This window comes from Methylobacterium sp. ARG-1 (genome assembly GCF_001262595.1).
Taxonomy (GTDB): Bacteria; Pseudomonadota; Alphaproteobacteria; order Rhizobiales; family Beijerinckiaceae; genus Methylobacterium; species Methylobacterium brachiatum.
Map to the genome: position 1 here is coordinate 404,842 of NZ_LHCD01000003.1, position 19,386 is coordinate 424,227.

The 19,386-nt window shown below is 70.3% G+C and carries 16 protein-coding genes; 7 read left to right on the forward strand and 9 right to left on the reverse strand.

Annotated elements, in window-relative coordinates:
- The first annotated feature begins 150 nt into the window (after positions 1 to 150).
- Positions 151 to 4,995 (forward strand): NAD-glutamate dehydrogenase, encoded by a 4,845-nt coding sequence (locus AKJ13_RS05605; protein WP_050732445.1) that lies wholly within the window; start codon positions 151 to 153, stop codon positions 4,993 to 4,995.
- 284 nt (positions 4,996 to 5,279) lie between these two features.
- On the opposite strand, the gene AKJ13_RS05610 is transcribed toward AKJ13_RS05605, so the two are convergent.
- The 3 genes from AKJ13_RS05610 to AKJ13_RS05620 form a co-directional block, all read right to left on the reverse strand.
- Positions 5,280 to 6,455, reverse strand: a complete 1,176-nt coding sequence (locus tag AKJ13_RS05610) for an MFS transporter (RefSeq protein ID WP_050732446.1) — start codon at positions 6,453 to 6,455, stop codon at positions 5,280 to 5,282.
- A gap of 150 nt (positions 6,456 to 6,605) precedes the next feature.
- The gene (locus tag AKJ13_RS05615; protein ID WP_050732447.1) at positions 6,606 to 7,604 is read right to left on the reverse strand and encodes a LacI family DNA-binding transcriptional regulator; all 999 of its coding nucleotides are present in this window, start codon (positions 7,602 to 7,604) and stop codon (positions 6,606 to 6,608) included.
- Positions 7,605 to 7,717: 113 nt separating this feature from the next.
- The gene (locus AKJ13_RS05620) at positions 7,718 to 8,221 is read right to left on the reverse strand and encodes a MucR family transcriptional regulator (protein WP_050732448.1); all 504 of its coding nucleotides are present in this window, start codon (positions 8,219 to 8,221) and stop codon (positions 7,718 to 7,720) included.
- A 299-nt stretch (positions 8,222 to 8,520) separates the two neighbouring features.
- Between AKJ13_RS05620 and AKJ13_RS05625 the strand changes: the two genes are divergently transcribed.
- Positions 8,521 to 10,326 (forward strand): outer membrane beta-barrel protein, encoded by a 1,806-nt coding sequence (locus AKJ13_RS05625; RefSeq protein ID WP_244471518.1) that lies wholly within the window; start codon positions 8,521 to 8,523, stop codon positions 10,324 to 10,326.
- 7 nt (positions 10,327 to 10,333) lie between these two features.
- Here the strand turns inward: AKJ13_RS05625 and AKJ13_RS05630 are convergent, their stop codons facing one another.
- Together AKJ13_RS05630 and AKJ13_RS05635 are read right to left on the reverse strand one after the other, a co-directional pair.
- Positions 10,334 to 11,038 carry an SDR family oxidoreductase gene (locus AKJ13_RS05630; protein WP_050732449.1) on the reverse strand — a complete coding sequence of 235 codons (705 nt, stop codon included), beginning with the start codon at positions 11,036 to 11,038 and terminating at the stop codon, positions 10,334 to 10,336.
- Between the two features lie 58 nt (positions 11,039 to 11,096).
- On the reverse strand, positions 11,097 to 11,585 hold the full coding sequence (locus AKJ13_RS05635; RefSeq protein WP_200905591.1) for a nucleoside deaminase: 489 nt from the start codon (positions 11,583 to 11,585) through the stop codon (positions 11,097 to 11,099).
- 150 nt (positions 11,586 to 11,735) lie between these two features.
- Between AKJ13_RS05635 and AKJ13_RS05640 the strand changes: the two genes are divergently transcribed.
- The 4 genes from AKJ13_RS05640 (at position 11,736) to rsmD (ending at position 14,736) form a co-directional block, all read left to right on the forward strand.
- Complete coding sequence (locus AKJ13_RS05640; RefSeq protein ID WP_050732450.1) at positions 11,736 to 11,927, forward strand: CsbD family protein; 192 nt, start codon at positions 11,736 to 11,738, stop codon at positions 11,925 to 11,927.
- A gap of 77 nt (positions 11,928 to 12,004) precedes the next feature.
- The gene (locus AKJ13_RS29975; protein WP_007558816.1) at positions 12,005 to 12,181 is read left to right on the forward strand and encodes a DUF1328 domain-containing protein; all 177 of its coding nucleotides are present in this window, start codon (positions 12,005 to 12,007) and stop codon (positions 12,179 to 12,181) included.
- 147 nt (positions 12,182 to 12,328) lie between these two features.
- The gene (locus tag AKJ13_RS05645; protein ID WP_200905592.1) at positions 12,329 to 14,182 is read left to right on the forward strand and encodes a pseudouridine synthase; all 1,854 of its coding nucleotides are present in this window, start codon (positions 12,329 to 12,331) and stop codon (positions 14,180 to 14,182) included.
- Positions 14,179 to 14,736 carry a 16S rRNA (guanine(966)-N(2))-methyltransferase RsmD gene (gene rsmD / locus AKJ13_RS05650; protein WP_050732451.1) on the forward strand — a complete coding sequence of 186 codons (558 nt, stop codon included), beginning with the start codon at positions 14,179 to 14,181 and terminating at the stop codon, positions 14,734 to 14,736. Before AKJ13_RS05645 ends, rsmD begins: the two co-directional genes overlap by 4 nt.
- Positions 14,737 to 14,743: 7 nt before the next feature.
- Here rsmD and AKJ13_RS05655 read toward each other — a convergent pair whose 3' ends face one another.
- The 4 genes from AKJ13_RS05655 to AKJ13_RS05670 form a co-directional block, all read right to left on the reverse strand.
- The gene (locus AKJ13_RS05655; protein ID WP_050732452.1) at positions 14,744 to 15,097 is read right to left on the reverse strand and encodes a cupin domain-containing protein; all 354 of its coding nucleotides are present in this window, start codon (positions 15,095 to 15,097) and stop codon (positions 14,744 to 14,746) included.
- Between the two features lie 80 nt (positions 15,098 to 15,177).
- Positions 15,178 to 15,627 carry a helix-turn-helix transcriptional regulator gene (locus tag AKJ13_RS05660; protein WP_050732453.1) on the reverse strand — a complete coding sequence of 150 codons (450 nt, stop codon included), beginning with the start codon at positions 15,625 to 15,627 and terminating at the stop codon, positions 15,178 to 15,180.
- A 382-nt stretch (positions 15,628 to 16,009) separates the two neighbouring features.
- Entirely contained in the window at positions 16,010 to 16,948 is a 939-nt protein-coding gene (locus AKJ13_RS05665; protein ID WP_050732454.1) for an alpha/beta hydrolase, read from the reverse strand.
- Entirely contained in the window at positions 16,945 to 17,484 is a 540-nt protein-coding gene (locus AKJ13_RS05670; RefSeq protein ID WP_050732455.1) for a phasin family protein, read from the reverse strand. Before AKJ13_RS05670 ends, AKJ13_RS05665 begins: the two co-directional genes overlap by 4 nt.
- Before the next feature lie 249 nt (positions 17,485 to 17,733).
- Here AKJ13_RS05670 and AKJ13_RS05675 point away from each other — a divergent pair, with 249 nt between their 5' ends.
- Positions 17,734 to 19,386, forward strand: a complete 1,653-nt coding sequence (locus AKJ13_RS05675; RefSeq protein WP_050732456.1) for an AMP-binding protein — start codon at positions 17,734 to 17,736, stop codon at positions 19,384 to 19,386.

Genomic DNA, 19,386 nt, shown 5'->3' on the forward strand with positions numbered 1-19,386 from the left:
TATATGCACGTATTTCGACGCGGACAAGCCGGGCCTGACGGTTCGTCCGGTTCGATACGCGAGAACCGGGAATTGCGGCCGCCTGTCATCGACACGGCGGATCACCCTGCTATCGCTGCGCCGGCAGGCTCCCGGTTCGTGAGAGACGCGATGACATTGGAAACCGCCACGGCGTTGTCATCCTCGGAACAGAAGTCGGCCCGGACAGGGCTCATCGAGGCCGCGGCCGAGACTGTCGCCGAGCAGGGCGGCCCCGGCGGCTTCGTCCGCGACCTGTTCGGGCGCGTGACCCCCGAAGATCTGGCCCCCTACCCGGCCGATACGGTCGCCGATCTCGCGGTCCGGGCGCGCGCCCTCCTGTCCGAGCCGCGCAGGCCCGGCGATCCGGCCCGGGTGCATCTGAGCGACGTCGCGCTGGTGCGCGACGGTCGGCCCCGGGAGATGACGATCGTCGAGATCGTCAACGACAACCGTCCGTTCCTGCTGGATTCCACCCTGGCCGAGCTCACCGAGCAGGGCCTGACGCCGGATCTCGTCGCCCACCCGATCCTCGGGGTCGAGCGCGACGCGTCCGGCGCGCTGGTCCGCGTGGTCGGCGAGACCACCGCCGACGCCCATGGCAGCCTGGCGCGCGAGAGCTTCATCCATCTCCATCTCGGCCGCCTCGACGGCGAGGCCCGCGAGCGCCTGGTGGACGCCCTCGCCCAGGTCTACCGGGACGTGGCCCTGGCGAGCGACGACCACGATGCCATGCTGGCCCGGATCGCCGAGCTGTCCGACAGCCTCGGCCGCGCCCCCTCCCCGCTGCCGGAGGCCGAGATCGCCGAGGCACGCGCCTTCCTGGACTGGCTTCGGGACGGTCAGTTCCTGGTCTTGGGGATGCGCCAGCACGGCATCGCCGGCGACGCGCATCCGCTGATCGAGGGGTCGAGCCTCGGTGTGCTGCGCGATCCGGGCACCACGCCCCTGCGCCGGGGCCGGACGCCGGTGGATTACACGCCGGAAATCCTCGCGTTCCTGGAGGAGCCGCAGGCGCTGATCATCACCAAGGCGAGCGCGAAGTCCCGCGTGCACCGGGTGTCGTATCTCGACTATATCGGCGTGAAGCTGTTCTCGGCCACCGGCAAGCTCTCGGGCGAGGTGCGGATCGTCGGCCTGTTCACGGCCGCCGCCTATACCAGCCCGGCGCGCGAGGTGCCTGTCCTGCGCCGCAAGGTCGAGGCGGTGGCCGAGCGGGCCGGCCTCGACCCGACCAGCCATGCCGGACGCAGCCTGCTGGCGGTGCTGGAGACCTACCCGCGGGACGAGCTGTTCCAGATCGATATCGAGCGCCTGTACCGGTTCACCCTGGCGATCGCCAACCTCGCCGACCGGCCGCGGATCCGGGTGCTGTCGCGCCCGGACCGGTTCGGACGATTCGTCTCGCTGCTGGTCTTCGTGCCGAAGGACCGGTTCGATTCGACCGTGAGTGCCCGGATCGCCGCCTATCTGGCCGAGGCCTATGGTGGGCGGCCGAGCGCGGCCTATTCGGAGCTGCCCGAAGGTCCCCTGGCCCGGACCCACTACATCATCGGCCTGCCCGACGAGGGCACGCCGGAGCAGGACCCCGCCGCCCTGGAGGCTGGCATCGCCGCGCTGGTCCGCACCTGGGGCGACGCCCTGGGCGCGGCGCTGGCGGAGGCGCATGACGGCGGCAAGGCCCGCCAGCTTGCGGCGCGCTACGCCGACGCGTTCTCGGCGGCCTACCGGGACAATTTCCCGCCGGACGCGGCGGTCGCCGACATCGCCATCCTCGAGGCGCTGAGCGACGCACGGCCGCGGGCCGTGCATCTCGGGCGCCGGGCGGGTGATTCCGACGCGCAGGTCCGCCTGAAGGTCTTCTCCCGCGGCACCGCCATCGCCCTGTCCGACCGTGTGCCCGTGCTGGAGAATCTGGGGTTCCGCGTCATCGATGAACGGACCTACCGGGTCCGGCCGGCGGGGCCCGACGAGTCCGCCCGGATCTGGCTGCACGACATGCGGCTCGAGCGCGCCAGCGGCGCCGCGATCGATCTCGCCACGCTGGAGCAGCCCCTCGAGGCGGCGATGCTGGCCTTAGCCGACGGCGCGGCGGAATCCGACGGCTACAACCGCCTCGTGCTGGAAGCCGCCCTCCCCTGGCGGGATGCGGCCCTGCTCCGGGCGCTCGGGCGCTATCTGCGTCAGCTGCGCATCCGCTACGGCCAGGATTACATGGCCGGCACGCTGAGCCGCCATCCCGGGATCGCCCGGGCGATCGTCAACCTGTTCCGGACCCGCTTCGACCCGCAGACCGAGGGCGACCGGGCCGCGCAGGAAGCGGAGACCCGCTCCCTGATCGAGGAGGCCTTGGGCGACGTTACCAGCCTGGACGACGACCGGATCCTGCGCCGGTTCGTCAACCTGGTCGAGGCGGCGGTGCGGACCAACTTCTTCCAGAAGGCCGCGGATGGCGGCCCGCGGGAGACGATCAGCTTCAAGTTCGCCTGTGCCAAGGTGACGGCGATGCCGCTGCCGCGGCCGTTCTTCGAGATCTTCGTCTACTCGCCCCGGGTGGAGGGCGTGCATCTGCGCTTCGGCTACGTCGCCCGCGGCGGCCTGCGCTGGTCCGACCGGCCGGAGGATTTCCGCACCGAGATCCTGGGCCTGGTGAAGGCGCAGCAGGTCAAGAACGCGGTCATCGTGCCGGTGGGCGCCAAGGGCGGCTTCTTCCCCAAGCGCCTGCCGCCTGCCTCCGATCGGGCGGCCTGGATGCAGGAGGGCACCGAGAGCTACCGAATCTTCATCCGCACGCTTCTCGAGCTCACCGACAACATCGTCGACCAGGGGATCGTGCCGCCGCCCGACACGGTGCGGCACGATCCCGACGACGCCTACCTCGTTGTGGCCGCCGACAAGGGCACCGCCACCTTTTCGGACATCGCCAACGCCCTCTCCCTGGAGAAGGGCCACTGGCTCGGCGACGCCTTCGCGTCCGGCGGCAGCCAGGGCTACGACCACAAGGGCATGGGCATCACCGCCCGGGGTGCCTGGGAGGCGGTACGGCGCCACTTCCGCGAGATCGACGTCGACGTTCAGACGGACCCGATCACCGTGGTGGGCGTCGGCGACATGTCGGGCGACGTGTTCGGCAACGGCATGCTGCTCTCGCAGAGCCTCCGGCTGATCGCAGCCTTCGACCACCGCGACATCTTCCTCGACCCCAATCCCGACGCGGCAAAGAGCTTCGCCGAGCGTCGGCGCCTATTCGATCTGGGTCGCTCCTCCTGGGCAGATTACGACCGGTCCCTCATCCCCGAGGGCGGCGGGGTGTTCTCGCGCAGCCTGAAGACCATACCGCTCTCGGAGCAGGCCCGGGCGGCCCTCGGCGTCGATCGGGACGAGGCGACGCCGACCGAGCTGATGCAGGCGATCCTGAAGGCGCCGGCCGACCTCCTCTGGTTCGGCGGTATCGGCACCTATATCCGCGCCACCACCGAGACCGACGAGGATGCGGGCGACCGTGCCAACGACGCCGTGCGGATCACCGGCCCGGAATTGCGGGTGAAGGCGATCGGCGAGGGCGCCAATCTCGGCCTGACCCAGCGCGGACGCATCGAGGCGGCCCGGGCCGGCATCCGGCTCAACACCGATGCGATCGACAATTCCGCCGGTGTGAACACCTCCGACGTCGAGGTGAACATCAAGATCGCCCTGATGGTGCCCGAACGCGACGGGCGGCTCGATTACGATGCGCGCAACCGGCTGCTGGCCGCCATGACCGACGAGGTCGGGCGGCTGGTCCTGCGCAACAACGAGCTGCAGACCCTGGCGCTGTCGCTCGCCCAGCGCGGCGGCCTCGGCGAGACCGGCTTCGCCATGCGCACCATGCAGGCGCTGGAGGCCGAGGGGCGCCTCGACCGGGCTGTCGAGTACCTGCCGGACGATGCCGCGATCACCGAGCGGATGCGTCGCGGCGAAGGGCTGACCCGGCCGGAATACGCGGTGCTGCTCGCCTACGCGAAGCTGTCGCTCCACGACGCGATCCTCGCGAGCACGGTGCCGAACGACCCGTATTTCGACCGCGAATTGCAGCGCTATTTCCCGAAGGCCTTGCGCGAGCAGTTCCCCGACGCCGTGAAGGGCCACCGGCTGCGCCGCGAGATCATCTCGACGGCTTTGGCCAACATCATCGTCAACCGCGGCGGCCCGTCCCTCGTCACGCGGCTCGTCGACGGGACCGGGGCGGATGCCGCGACGATCGCCAAGGCCTACGCCATCACGCGCGACGCCTTCGGGCTGATGGAGCTCAACCTCGCCATCGACGGGCTGGGCGGCGGCCTGTCCGGGCAGGACCAGCTGGGCCTCTACGCCGAGGTGCAGGGCCTGCTGACCAACCGGATCGTCTGGTTCATCCGCAACCTCGATCTGACCGGTGGCCTCGCCCCGCTGGTGGCGCGCTACCGCGATGGCGTCGCGGCGGTCGAGGCGGCTTTGCCGAAGGTGCTTGATGCCGAGGCGCTCACCGCCATCGGCGACCGGGCGACGGAGCTCGAAGGTCACGGCATGGCCCGGGAGCAGGCCCGGCGCCTCGCCTCGCTCAACGCCCTGATCTCCGCGCCGGATATCGTGCGCGTCGCCGAGGCCAGCGGCCGCCCGGTCGAGGAAGTGGCGGCGACCCATTTCGCCCTGGAACACGCGTTCCGGCTGGACGAGCTGGCCGCCGCGGCCCGGACCGTGCCGGTGGCCGACACGTTCGACCGGGTCGCGCTGGAGCGGGCGGTCGCCGGCATCGCCGCCGCCCACCGCAAGCTCACTGCCGAGGTGGTGGCCGATCTCGGGGCCGGTCCGGAGGCGGTCGAGGCCTGGACCAAGGCCCGCGGCGCGCCGCTGGTCCGCATCCGCGACGCGGTGGACGCGATCAGCGCCTCCGGCCTGACGGTCTCGAAGGCGACCGTGGCGGCGAGCCTGCTCGGGGATCTGGTGCGGGCGGATTGAGGGCCGTTCTCGCCTGTCTCAAAGCTTAGAGCCGCACACATCGTGTGCGGCTCTAAGCTCTGGAATCACCACGCGTTTTCCCCTCCCCCTTGTAGGGAGGGGTCGGGGTGGGGGTGGTTCAGAAGTGATCGCTGAGCCTCTTCCGGCACCACCCCCACCTCCGCTCCCCCAAAGGGCGAGGAGAGCGCGTCGTGGCCTGCATGAGGCGATGCGGGAGCATCGAGGCGCAGGCCCACGACGTTACGAGCGCTCCGAAGCCGGGGACCGGCGTTCGAAGCCGTCCGTTACGCGCCCGGCGCCGAAGCAGAAAAAATTCGGCTCCCGGTCCGGCTGACGGCTGTGACCGTCAGGCCAAGGCCGAGGATCGAGACGGCGGCGGCGATCAGCGGCAGCTGGCCGTAACCGGCACCCAACGTCAGGGCCGTGCCGCCAAGCCAGGCGCCGGTGGCGTTGCCGAGGTTGAACGCACCCTGGTTCAGCGTTGAGGCGAGGTTCGGGGCGTCGCTCGCGGCCTCGACCACCCAGATCTGCAGCGGCGAGACCAGCGCGAAGGCGAGGCCTGCCCACAGGACCAGCACGGCCACGGTCGGGATCGCGTGATGGGCGACCCCCGCCAGGACCAGCAGCACCGCCACGATGCCGATGAACCCGCCGATGATCGTCGCCATCAAGCCCCGGTCGGCGAAGTGGCCGCCGGCAAGGTTGCCCACCGTCAGGCCGATTCCCGCGGCGAACAGCACGCCGGTCACGCCCTGCGGCGAGAACCCGCTCACGCCGGTGAGGAACGGCGTGATGTAGGTGAACACCGTGAAGAAGCTCACCGACGACAAAGTGGAGATCAGCATCGGCCGGAGCACGGGCCAGCGCCCGAGCGTCCGGAACTCCTTCACGAGGCCGCCGCGTGTGCCGGGCAGGCCAGAGGGCACGAAGGTCTGGATCGCCAAGCCGGCGGCGACCCCGATCGCGACCACGGCCCAGAAGGTCGAGCGCCATCCGGCGACTTGGCCCAGGGCGGTGCCGAGCGGGACGCCGAGCACGTTGGCGAGGGTCAGGCCGGCGAACATCAGGGAGACCGCCTGGGTCCGCTTCTCGCGCGGCACCAAATCCCGCGCCACCACAGCGCCGATGCCGAAGAACGCTCCGTGCGCGAAGGCGGTGACGACGCGGGCCGCCATCAGCAGGCCGTAGGTCGGCGCCAGGGCACAGCCGATATTGCCGATGAGGAATACCGCCATCAGGGCGAGCAGCGCCGTCTTGCGGGGCAGCCGCGCGGTGGCGATCGCCACGATCGGCGCGCCCACCACCACGCCCATGGCGTAGCCGGACACGAGATAACCCGCCTGCGGGATGGTCACGCCGAAGCTCCGGGCCACCTCAGGCAGGAGGCCCATGATAACAAATTCGGTGGTGCCGATTCCGAACGAGGCGACGGCGAGGGCGAGGATCGGAAAGGGGGGCACGGCGACCTCCTACAGACGGGAGACAAGCGTCGCATTGTGCGGCGCAGCATGCCGTAAGGATGGGCGGCATCGCGCTTTTGCATAGCGATGCAGACGCGACGCACGGTTGCGTCGCGTGCAGGGAGGCCTTGGCTGAACTGTTCGGATTGCTCAGGGGCGGGTGCTGCCCCGCTCGGTCAGGCGCGGCGGGATCAGGACCCGCTCGCCCGCGGTCGCATCCGTCGCGGACATCCGGTCGAGCATCGCCAGTGTGGCCTCCACCAAGGCCGGGACGTCCTGGTCGAAGCTGGTTAGGTCATAGCCGCCCCATCCCGCCGCTGGGATGTCGTCGTAGCCGATCACCCGGACATCCTCGGGCACGCGCCGACCCGCGCGCCGCAGGGCGTCGATCGTGCCGAGCGCGCAGAGATCGTTGGCGCAGAAGATGCCGTCGACCGGACCTTCGGCGCAGAGCTGCGTCGCCGCCTCGGCGCCGCCCTCATAGGTATAGGCCGACCCCGCAACGCGCGGCTCGGGCCGGCCCGCTTCGCGCAGGGCCTCGCGGAAGCCGGTCAGCCGCTCGGTGCTGGCGGGGCTGATGGCGGGACCGGCCACGAAGGCGGGATGGCGCACGTCGCGGGCGTGCAGGAGCCAGGCGGCCTGCCGCCCGCCCAGGGCGTTGTCGGAGCCGACCGAGGCGACCCGCGCGGCCGTAACCGGGGTGTTGAACGAGACGACCGGGATGCGAGAATCCGAGAGCGTCTCGGCGGCGTCCTGGGAGAGGACCGCCAGGGCGCTGACGATCGCGTCGACCCGGTACTGGGCGAGGCGAGCCGCGACGGCATCGAGGGTGTAATCACTGTCGACTGGGACCAGCACGATCTGGTTGCCGGTTTCCCGCAGGCGTGCCGCGAGGCTCTGGACGACCCGCGCGTAGAAGGCATTCTCCAGGCCGCCGACCACCAGGGCTACGAGGCCGGACCGGTCGGTCAGCATGATCTTGGGGATCAGGCTCGGCTGGAAGCCGAGGGTCTCCGCCGCGGCCAGGACCTTCTCGCGCGTCCGGGCCGAGACGCTCGCCCCCGGCGTGAAGGTGCGGGACACCGCCGATTGCGAGACTCCGGCGAGGCGGGCAACCTCGATCGACGTCGGGTAGCGCTTCGAGACCATGATTGGCGTGTGTCGCTGCGGCGGATGACGCTCTTAGGTTGAGCGCTCCGTCCGCCGTGTCACGCTTCCGGGCGGTTCCTGTCAAACGGCTCCGACGCGATCGGTGCGGGCTTCTACTCCACCGGCGCCTTCTTGCGGCCCCGCGTCTTCGGCGCAGGAGCGGCGGGGGCTTCCTCCGCGGAGGCCGCTGCCGCACCGCGGGGCTTGCGACGCTGCTGGCCGAGGCCGAGGGCGCGGGCCAGCTCGGAGCGCTGCGCCGAATAGCTTGCTGCCGTCATCGGGTAGTCCCGCGGCAGGCCCCATTTCTCGCGATAGGCTTCGGGGCTCAGCCCGCGCAACGTCAGGTGACGCCGCAGGGTCTTGTAGGGCTTGCCGTCTTCGAAACTGACGATGTGGTCGTGCGTGATAGACTTCCGGATTTGCGCCGGGCTCATCTTTTCCACGACGGTCGAAGACCCCGTCCCCGAAGCCGAAAGGCTGTTCAGGGCTGCGTGAATGCCGCCGATCAGGCCCGGAAGTTCCGAGGGCGGCACCGAATTGTTCGACACATAGGCCGCGATGATATCGACCGCCAGCTCAATGTGTTCGGCCTGCTCAGCTTCAGCGCTATCGCTCACGTTGAACCTCTGACGTAGCAACTATCCGGTTCGCTCAATCCCGTAAGGATCGTATCGAATTCTGACAGACGCTACCGGATCTGCGAGAAAAGCTCAATCGCTACTTTTGCAGGCGAACGAAATTTAAGAGCGACTGGCCGTCCGCTGGAAGAGCCGAACTGGTTCGGCGTTGACGGCGCATTAACCATGCGGACGCTAGCTTACGTTAACCATACCGACGACCTCGAAGGCGCCGGTGTGATCTGTAGATCCGGTCTCAGGGGCCGCGGTGCGTAGGTGGAGGCCAAGATCAGGTGCGGATGGCGGGCGCCGATCGGCGGGGACGGCAGGAGATCAGGCTCGCCCTCGCGGCCCTGACGCTCGCGCTCGCCGCATCGCCCGCCCTCGGCCAGCGCTTCGACGCGACCAGCCCGGTCACCGGCCAGCCGGACAATCCCGGGATCGGACAGGATACCGGGCCGAACGGTCTTCCAGCCCTCCGGCGGCGCGTCCCCGACGGCCTGTCCCGGGATAACGGCCGCACTTCCTCCGGCGGAGACGCGACGGGCGGCGAGCAGACCGGGGGCGACAGCCTGCGGTCCCCGCTCTCGCCGGCGATCCCCTCGCAGAGCCAGCCGGGCCTCTCGCAGCTCGGGACCCGCATCACCGGCAGCGGCCAGCGCACCGGAGGATCGACCACGGCGCCGAGCAACCGCACGCCGTCGAGCCTGCTGCGCTCCCGGGCCGCCCCGCCCCGGCGCATCGGTTCCCCGACCCGCAGGGTCACCCAGGAGGTGACGCAGGTGCCGGCGCCGGCGCTGCGCCTGACCCCGGTGATCCAGCAGGCCGTCGTCGGCGTGCCGGTGCAGCCGGTCCTGGCGTCGCGTCCCGTCCTGCCGCTCTTCGCGATCACCCCGGCGCTCGGCCTGCTCACGCCGGGATTCATCCTGGGGACGGATCTCGCTCGGCCGATCCCGACCGATCCGGCCTACGCGCCGATCGGCTACCGGATCGGCACCTTCACCGTGCTGCCGAGCTTCACGCAGAGCATCGGCTACGATTCGAACCCGGACCAGACCAACCGGCAGGCGGCCCGGGGATCGGTAGCCTTGCGCACCGAGGCCGCGGTCGATTTCCGCAGCGACTGGTCCTCCAGCTCGCTCCAGGGCGCGCTGCGCGGCTCATACCTGGAGACGCCGCAGAACGAAGCCGCCAGCCGGCCGGCCGCAGACGGCACCGTCCGGCTGCGCATCGACGTCAACCGCGACCTGCACGTCGATGCGGAGGGCCGCTTCCTCGTCGACACGCAGCGCACGTCGAGCCCCAACCTTCAGGCCGCCGCAGCCACGAGCCGGCCGCTGCTCGCCGTCTACGGCGCGTCGCTCGGTGCCACGGAGACGTTCAACCGGCTCTCCGTGACCCTGCGCGGCTCGGTCGACCGCTCGCAATTCGACAATGCCCAGCTCGCGGGCGGCCAGACCATCAACCAGGCCGACCGCAACCTGAACCAGTACAGCCTGCAGCTGCGCACCGCCTACGAGGTCAGCCCCGATCTGAGCCCCTTCGTGGACCTGCTGGGCGATACCCGAATCTACGACCTGCGCCGCGACACCAACGGCATCCGCCGCGATTCCGACGGCATCGCCCTCATGGTCGGGGCGAGCTTCGGCCTCGCCCGCTCGATCACCGGCGAGATCTCGGCTGGCATCCAGCACCGCTCCTACGTCGATCCCTCCTTGCGGGGCATCGACGCGCCGCTGGTCAACGCCGCGCTGGTCTGGTCGCTGAGCCCGCTCACCACCGTCCGGTTCACCGCGGCAACGGGCGTGACCGAGACCACGATCCTCGGCTCCAGCGGCATCCTCACCGAGGTCGCCACCGTGGAGCTCCAGCATGATCTGTTGCGCAACCTGTCGATCGTGTTCGGCGGCTCGTTCCTGAAGAACGATTACCAGGGCAGCACCATCCGGGAGAACGGATTCTCCGCCACCGCGCGGCTCGATTACCGCTTCACCCGGTGGCTGACCTTGCGGGGGACCTACATCTACCAGCAGATCGACAGCACGTCGGTGGGCTCGAGCTTCCGCGACAACACCTTCCTGGTCGGCCTGCGGGTCAATCCCTGACCGCGTGTCAGAAGCGCTCGACCCAGGGGCGCAACTCCAGCTCCGAGGTCCAGGCACTGCGGTCCTGGCGCAGCAGGTCGCGGTAGGTGCGGGCGATCGCGTCCGGGTCGAGATGGCTGCCCGGGGCGTCCGGCGGCTCGCCGCCCTGGGCCGGATTCCGGATGGCACCGTCGATCACCACGTGGGCGACGTGGATGCCCTGCGGCTGCAATTCGCGGGCAAGGCTCTGGCCGAGGCCCCGCAGCGCGAATTTCCCCATGGCGAAGGGCGCCGAGCCGGCAAAGCCCTTCACGCTCGCCGAGGCACCGGTGAGCAGGATCGCCCCGTGCCGGTGCGGCAGCATCCGGCGCGCGGCGGCCTGCGCCACCAGGAAGCCGCCATAGGCCGAGACCATCAGGGATTGGGCCACCGCCGCCGGATCGAGATCGACCAACGGTCCGCGCAGCCGGCCGCTCGCGTTGTAGACGACCACGTCGGGCGCGCCGCCGAGCGCCGGCTCCAGGCGCGCGAACAGGGCCTCGACGTCGCCTGGGTCGCTCGCATCGCAGGCATGGATGGCCGCGCCGGTCTCGGCCGCGAGGGCCGACAGCTTCTCGACGTTGCGGGCCGCGAGCCCGACCTTCAGCCCGTCCGCCGCCAGGAGCCGGGCGAGCGAGGCGCTCAGGCCGGAGCCCGCCCCGACGATCAAGGCGCGCAAATAGGTCGGTGTCATGGGCGGACGCTCCATTCGATCCTTCGAGGATGCCGCGACGGCCCGCGTCTTCAAGCCCTCAGGCGCGGCGTTCCGCGAAGAAGGCGCGCAGAAGTTCGGCCGCCTCGGTCTCGCGGAAACCGCCATAGACCTCCGGGGCGTGGTGGCAGGTCGGCTGGTTGAACACCCGCGGCCCGTGCTCGACCCCGCCGCCCTTGGGATCGGCCGCGCCGTAATAGAGCCGTCGGATCCGGGCGAAGGAGATCGCGCCGGCGCACATCGGGCAGGGCTCCAGGGTGACGTAAAGATCGCAGCCGGTCAGGCGCTCGTCGCCGAGGGCCGCACAGGCGGCGCGGATCGCCAGGATCTCCGCATGCGCGGTCGGGTCGTGGAGCGCCCGTGGCCGGTTATGGGCGACCGCCAGCACCCGGCCGTCGCGGACCACGACGGCGCCGACCGGCACCTCGCCGGCCGCGACCGCCGCCCGCGCGGCGGCAAAAGCCCGGTCGAACGCCCCTTGGGCGCCCGCGGATTCGTGCTCCGCTCGGTGGATCGGTTCGGCCAACACTGTGTTTATCACCCCATCGCCGGAACGGGCACCGACCGGCGCCGGGCGCTGATCCAGGTCAATGTTAATGGCTGGAACATTCCTCTCAGCGCCACCGTTGCTACATCGATTGCGGCGCCGCCGCGAGAGTATTGGACGGAAGGACACGCCATGAGCAGCACCACCGACAAGATCAAGGGCGCCGCCAACGAGGCCCTCGGCAAGGCCAAGCAGGGCCTGGGTGACGCGACCAACAACGACAAGCTGAAGACCGAGGGTGCCGCCCAGGAGCTCAAGGGCAAGGCCCAGGGCACCGTGGGGGATGCCAAGAGCGCCGTGAAGTCGGCGACCGACAAGATCTGAATTCGCTGACCCGACGGGATCGGAATCCGCCGCCGGCGGGTTTCGATCCTGAACCGGCTGAACTTCGTGAGGATGCCATGATCGGTTGGGCTATCACGTTTCTCGTCGTCGCTCTCGTGGCGGCGCTTCTGGGTTTCGGCGGCATCGCCGGCACGGCCGTCGAGGCGGCCAAGATCGTGTTCTTCGTGGCGATCGCCCTGTTCCTGATCTCCGCCGTGTTCGGCGTGATGCGCGGGCGGTCTCCGAGACTCTGAACGACGCGATTTCGAAACGACGCGCCGAAAGGCGCGTGAGCCGGGCCGGTCCATCTGGGCTGCCCCTTCGCGTTCGGGCGGGGCATATTCCTTTGCCGCCGCTCAACCCGTCTCGCCTGTCCGGGCCGGCTCTGGTAAGGCCGGCGCATGAGTGACTTGCCGAAAGACGACGGTCCGGGGGCTTCCGCCCAGCCGGACACTGAGACCACGCGAACCGAGCGCTGGACGCCCGCGACCGATGCGGGCAGCGAAGCCGCGACTCCCCTGAAGGGCCAGCCGTCCGCGAGCGAGCCGAAACCGCCCCGGCCCTCCGTGCCGGCCGAGCCCGTGGCCGAGCCCGCGGAGGCCGACGGCGAAGCGGCCACACCGCCCGGCGAGCGCATCGCCAAGGCGATGGCCCGGGCCGGGATCGCGTCGCGACGCGACGCCGAGGCGATGATCCTGGCCGGGCGCGTCAGCGTCAACGGCGAGACGCTGACCTCGCCCGCACGCAACGTCACCGACGACGACACGATCCTGATCGACGGCGAGCGCATGCCGGCGCGCGAGCGCAGCCGGCTGTGGATCTTCCACAAGCCGCGGGGGCTCGTCACCACGGCGCGCGATCCCGAAGGCCGCCAGACGGTCTTCGAGGTCCTGCCGGAGGACCTGCCCCGGGTGGTGGCGGTCGGCCGGCTCGACATCAACACCGAGGGCCTGCTGCTGCTGACCAACGATGGCGGTCTCGCGAAAGTGATCGCTCACCCCGACACGGGCTGGCTGCGCCGCTACCGCGTCCGCGCCCATGGCGACACCGATCAGGCCCAGCTCGACAAGCTCGCCAAGGGCGTGACCATCGACGGGATGGAGTACGGCCCGGTCGAGGCGACCCTGGACCGGGTCCAGGGCGACAATCTCTGGCTGACGCTCGGGCTGCGCGAGGGAAAGAACCGCGAGGTCAAGCGGATCCTCGAACATCTGGGCCTGTCGGTGAATCGGCTCATCCGGCTCTCCTTCGGCCCGTTCCAGCTGGGCGATCTGGAAGTCGGCCTCGTCGAGGAAGTGCGCATGCGCGTCCTCAAGGATCAGCTCGGCAAGGCGCTCGCCGAACAGGCCGGAGTGGATTTTGAAAGCCCGGTCCGCGAGCCGATCGGCGCCTTCGGCAGCCCCAAGAAGGCCGAGCGCGCCCCGGCGCCCGCCGGCACCCGCAACGCCGCGCGCCCCGCGCCGGCACCCCGGGTCTCGACCGGCGGGGTCGGCTCCGGCCCGCGCAAATCCGCCTGGCGGGCCGAGGAGGAGGCCGGTAAGCCACGGGCTGCCCGTGTCCCGCGCCGAGGCGCCGATCCCCGCGCATCGCAGGCGGCCGCGGCCGAGCGCGGCCATGAGCGGGTCGGTTCGTTCCAGAAGGGCGACCGCCGGGTCGTCGTCGAGCGCCTCGCTCCGAGCCCGGTCGAGCCAGTCCAAGAGGAGAAGCCGCGTCGGCGTTACGCCGATCGCGGCGCCCCCGAGGGCGGCCAGCGCAGCGCGGCGGGCCGTCCGGAACGTGGCGGTTGGGATAGAGGCGGACCGTCGCCGCGGGGTGATCGCGGTCCGGGCGAGCGGCCGAGCTACGGGGATCGTTCGGGACCGCGCGATTCGGCGCGGAGCGCATCCAGTCCGCGCGACGACGCACGGCGCGACGATCGACGCGACGCAAAGCCGGCGGGACGCCGGGATCGCCCCTTCGCCGGGGCCTCGGCCGAGGGCGCCCCGCGCGGTGGCGGAGGCTTCCGGAGCGAGCGGTCCGGTCCCGGGGGCAAACCCGCCTTCGCCGGCGCAAAGCCCGGCGGTGGATCGCGCCCGGGCGGCAAGCCCGGCGGTTTCGCCGGCAAGAGCGGCGGCGGCTTCGGCGGCAAGGCGCCTGGCGGCTTTGCCGGAAAGGGCCCAGGCGGACGTCCGGGCGGCTTCAAGGGCGGTGGCAAGCCCGGAGGCGCGAGACCGGGTGGCGCTGGCGGCGGGCGTCCGCCGCGCGGAGGCCGATGAGGATCGTCGGCGGTGCGTGGCGCGGCCGCAAGCTGGCGACGCCGCGCACCGATGCGATCCGCCCGACCTCGGACAGGCTGCGCGAATCCCTGTTCAATGTCCTGACCCATGCCTACGACGACGCCGTCGTGGGTGCGCGGGTGCTCGACCTGTTCGCCGGCACCGGGGCACTGGGTTTCGAGGCGCTGTCACGCGGCGCTTCCTACGCCCTCCTGGTCGATGAGGGTGCCGAGGCGCGCGCCGTGATTCGCTCCAACATCGAGGCCTTCGGTGCGGAAGGCGTGACCCGGCTGTTCCGGCGCGACGCGACTCGCCTCGGGCCGGTCGGCACCACGGCGCCGTTCTCGCTGGTTTTCTGCGATCCCCCGTACAATCGCGGATTGGCGCCCCAGGCGCTGGCGAGTGCCGCCGCGGGGGCCTGGCTGGCGCCGGGCGCCCTGGCTGTCGTGGAAGAGGCCGAGGGCGTCCATCTCACATGGCCCGAAGGTTTCACCGCGCTTGAGCGGCGGGTCTACGGCGACACCGCGGTGGCCATGGCGCGCTTCGCCGCCTGACAACGCTTCAGGGTTGAGGCTCCACCTCAACCTCAGGCCCGAAATGGATCGCCAGCCAGATCGTCGGCGAATCGGTGCGCTCGACCCGGTGCCGACGATGGGGCTCGATCAGCACGCTATCGCCCGCCGACAGCGTGCGCGGCGCCGGCTCATCGGTGAAGCGCAGCGCGGCGGACCCCGCCAGCACTGCCACCCATTCGGCATGGGGCTGATCGTAATGGAATCCCGGCGGGCTCGTTTGCCCGGTCGAGACGATGCGCTCGACCCGCAATCCGGGTGCCGCGTGCAGGATGGTGATGACCTCCTCGGAGGCTCCGAGGTCGAGATCGGCGTAGAGGTTCGTCAGGTGCAGAGCCGCCATTGCCGTCGCCTCTCGAATCAGGATCGCGAGACGACGTGTGCCGGGGCGTGGTGCCGGTCAACCGGCGGCGGCTGCCGGGTTCAGGCTGACGGCGCGGCGCCGTTGGTGGAAGCCTTCTGCGCCGCGCCGTCCGTAGGGGCGGTGGCATGGCCGATTCGGGCCGCGGACTTCACCAGCGCGATGACATCGCGGCGCATCTGGTCGTCGCCGATCTGATTGTAGGCCCTCAGCAGTTCCACGGCCCCGGCGACCCGGAGCAAGGCCGGGCCGTTCTCGCTCGATGCTTCCGGCTCCGGCTCGAAGAAACTCGACACTGGAACGCCGAGGCGCTCGGCGATCGCCTGAAGGCGCCCGGCCCCGACGCGGTTCTTGCCGGTCTCGTATTTCTGAACCTGCTGGAAGCTGACGCCCAATGCACTGGCCAGGGCGGACTGGCTCAGCCCGTTGGCCGCTCGCAGGAACGCGATCCGGCTGCCGACCCCGTGATCGATGGCCGTGGTCTGCTTCGGCTTGGGGGTGGGGTTGGACATGATGAAAAGTCCGAACTTCTTCAGGTTGCGGCAATCGTGGTCGTCAGACCTTGGCCGCCGTTCACAACCCAAAGGCGCAACATCACGCGGCTAAGGTCCAAACGTGACGTATGTTAGTGCCATAGTGCAGCCGAGTGCGCAACGAATGGTCACGCTTATGCCACCATGCAGAGCGAACATAGCCACCTTGGTTTCGCAATCGTGCCAAGGCGATCGACACACAGATCGGCGACCGACCAATTTTAATGAAAACGACTACGCAAGCCGGGACTTTCCGGAGATGATCGACTGCGCACGATTGCCTGCGGCCCAAGTGATTCGCTTTTGTCTAAACTGGCGCGCGACCCACCGACCGGACTTCGAACTGTGCCGGGCCCTCCGCTCAGTCGGCGGGACCGAGCCAATCGGTGACGATGCGAAGTTGATCCGCGTCGAGCAGAGCCGGTGCGTGCCCGCAATCCGGGATCTCGACGCGCTCGGTGGGCGGGCCGCGGCGGGTCATCTCGTCCGCCGTGGAGGCGAGGAGCAGTTCCGAATGCTCGCCACGCAGAAGCAGGACCGGGCAGGTGATCGCGTCCCAGTCGCGCCACATGCTGACGCTGTAGACCCGCCCCGGCCGGAACGCGTCGCCGATGCCGGGATCGTAATGGGGCCGCCAGCCGCCGTTGGGCTCCGGGAAGAAGCTGTGCTTGGCGATGTGGCGCCACTGTTCGTCCGTGAGCGGGCCGAAATCCGACAGCACGGTCCGCAGGCGTGATTCGCCAGACGCTAGGTTGTGGTGGAGGCGCGGCGCGTCGCGCAGCCGCGTGCCGATATGGCGAATCGGCGCCCAGGGCAGGAACGGCCCGATGTCGTTGATGACCATCCGGCGGATCGGCGTATTGGCCGCGGCCGCCAGCACCATGCCGGTGAGGCCGCCGAGCGACGTGCCGACCCAGTCGATCTTCCCGCTGATCCGCAGATGCCCGATCAGCGCGGCCATGTCGGCGGCGTATTGCGGCAGGCCGTAGAGTTCCGGATCTTTGAGCCAGCCGCTCAAGCCCCGCCCGGGCAGGTCCGGGCACACGACCCTGTAGCCCATCTTCGCCAGTTTGTAGCCGAGCGGGTCGAAATCCCGGCCCTGCCGGCTGAGACCGTGGACGCAGACGACCACGTGCGGGCTGTCCGGATCGCCCCATTCGACATACGCGATGCGGTGGAAGTCGTGGGGCGCGTAGGCCGCGAAATGGCCGGTCCGGAACGGCACCTCGGCGCGGCTGAGGTCGTCGAGCCGCGGCATGGATTCGGGTGCCGCCACGCCCTCGGCAGCCAGCGCGGTCACGGGGTTTCCGTGCGCGACGCGGCCTCACGGGCGAGACGGCTGGTGGTCTGGTGCAGGTCGACCATCTGGTCGGTCAGGCGACGCGACTGCTCCTGCATGAACGTGACGTGCAGCGCCGCCATCTCGCGGGCATCGGCCGCCTTGGCCAGCCGCTCCGCGAAGTCGAGGGAGGCGCGGACATTGGTGTCCGAGGCGACCAGCATGCGGTGCCCGATCTCCCGCATCGCCGCCATCGTGTGCGCGGCATTGTCCTCGAAGGCGTTGTAGAGCCGCGCGCCGGCGGCGTCCCATTGCTCCCGCATCTTGCGGGCGCCGGCGACGTTGCTGTCGGAGAGCTGGTGCGCCGTCTCCCGGCTCGAGCCCATGACCGAGCGCCAGCCTTCGAAGCTCTGCGCCATCGAGGTCTCGAAGGCGTTGAGCGCCATCTCGCCGGCCTCCGCGAAATGCTCGTAGGCCTCGCGGACCCGGGCGAGGCTGCCTTCGGCGAGTTCGCGCCCGGCCTGCGGCGAGACCATCGGCAGGTTGTCGTCCTTCACAAGCCTCTCCCGCGTTTCGACCGTGCCGCCGCGACGGGCAGCACCCCGGCATCCGTCAGGGCGGCGGCCTCGTCAACCGCCGCGGCCTGACAGAACAGCCGATCGCCCCGACAGGTTTCCGCATCCGTGCAAGGGGATGATGACAGGCCCTGCCTGTAACCAACGCGCCGATTGACAGTCCGGCGGGGCGCGACGTCATCTCTTGCTCACGCGCACGCCACGCCAGACGCCCGATCAGAAGGCCGAGAGATGACGGAGACAGATCCGCCCCGAGCGGGCGCCCAGGAATCCGCCCGTCATCCGTTCGAGACCGGCCTCGACCGGACCCCCGCGAATTACGTCCCGCTGACACCCGCCAGCCTGCTCGCCCGGGCGGCCGCCTCGGTCGGGGCCCGAACCGCCGTCATCGACGGGACGCGGCGCCTGACCTACGCCGAGCTGTATCGCCGCTGCCGCCGCCTCGCCTCGGGGCTGGCTAGGCGGGGGATCGGACGGCTCGACACGGTGGCGATCCTCGCGCCGAACGTGGCGGAGATGATCGAGGCGCATTTCGCCGTGCCGATGCTCGGCGCTGTGCTGAACCCGCTAAACACTCGCCTCGATCCGGCGACGATCGCGTTCTCCCTGGACCATGGCGGCGCCCGCGTGCTGATCGTCGAGGCCGAGTACGGGGCTCTCGCCGCCCGGGCGCTCGCCGACCGCGCCGGGCCGATCCTGGTGGTGGAGATCGGCGCCAGCGGCATCGCCGGCGCCGTTCCCTACGAGGCCCTGCTCGCGGAGGGCGACCCGGACTATGCCTGGCCCGGCCCGGCGGACGAGTGGCAATCGCTCTGCCTGCTCTACACCTCGGGCACCACCGGCGATCCGAAGGGTGCGGTCTACAGCCATCGCGGCGCCTATCTCCAGGCGCTCGGCAACGCCGTCACCTTCGGACTCACGGGCGAGAGCGTGTATCTCTGGACCCTGCCGATGTTTCATTGCAGCGGCTGGTCCTACCCCTGGGCGAGCGTCGCCGCCTGTGCGACGCAGATCTGCCTGCGCAAGGTCGAGCCGGCGGCGATTTTTTCGCTGATCGCCGAGCATGGGGTGACGCACCTCTGCGGCGCGCCGATTGTGCTCTCGATCATCGCCCACGCCCCGGCCTCGGATCGCGTGCCGTTTCCGCAACGGGTGCGCTGTGCGGTCGGCGGCGCGGCGCCGTCCTCGACGATCATCCGCACCATGGAGGAGCTCGGCTTCGCAGTGACGCATCTCTACGGCGCCACCGAGAGCTACGGCCCGGCGACCGTCTGCCTGGAACAGCCCGACTGGGCAGACCTGCCGGACGACGACCGCTACGCCCGAATGGCCCGCCAGGGCGTCGCCCTCGCCACCCTCGAAGCCGCCATCGTGGCCGATCCGGACACCGACCGGCCGGTGCCGCAGGACGGGCTAACCGTCGGGGAGATTTGCCTGCGCGGCAACACGGTCATGAAGGGCTATCTCGGCAATCCTGACGCCACCGCGGAGGCGCTCGCCGGCGGCTGGTACCGCACCGGCGACCTCGCCGTCTGGCACCCCGACGGCGCCGTCGAGATCAAGGACCGGGCCAAGGACATCATCATCTCGGGCGGGGAGAACATCTCCAGCCTGGAGGTCGAGGAGGTGTTGATGCGCCACCCCGCGGTGATGCTGGCGGCCGTGGTGGCGCGCCCGGACGCGACCTGGGGCGAGAGCCCCTGCGCGTTCCTCGAGATGAAGCCGGGCGCGACGTCCCCCAGCGATCACGAGTTGATCGCGTTCTGCCGGGAACGGATGGCGCGATTCAAGGTGCCCAGGACGGTGGTGTTCGGCCCCCTGCCCAAGACCTCGACCGGCAAGATCCAGAAATTCGTCCTGCGCGAGCAGGCCCGGGCGCTCTGA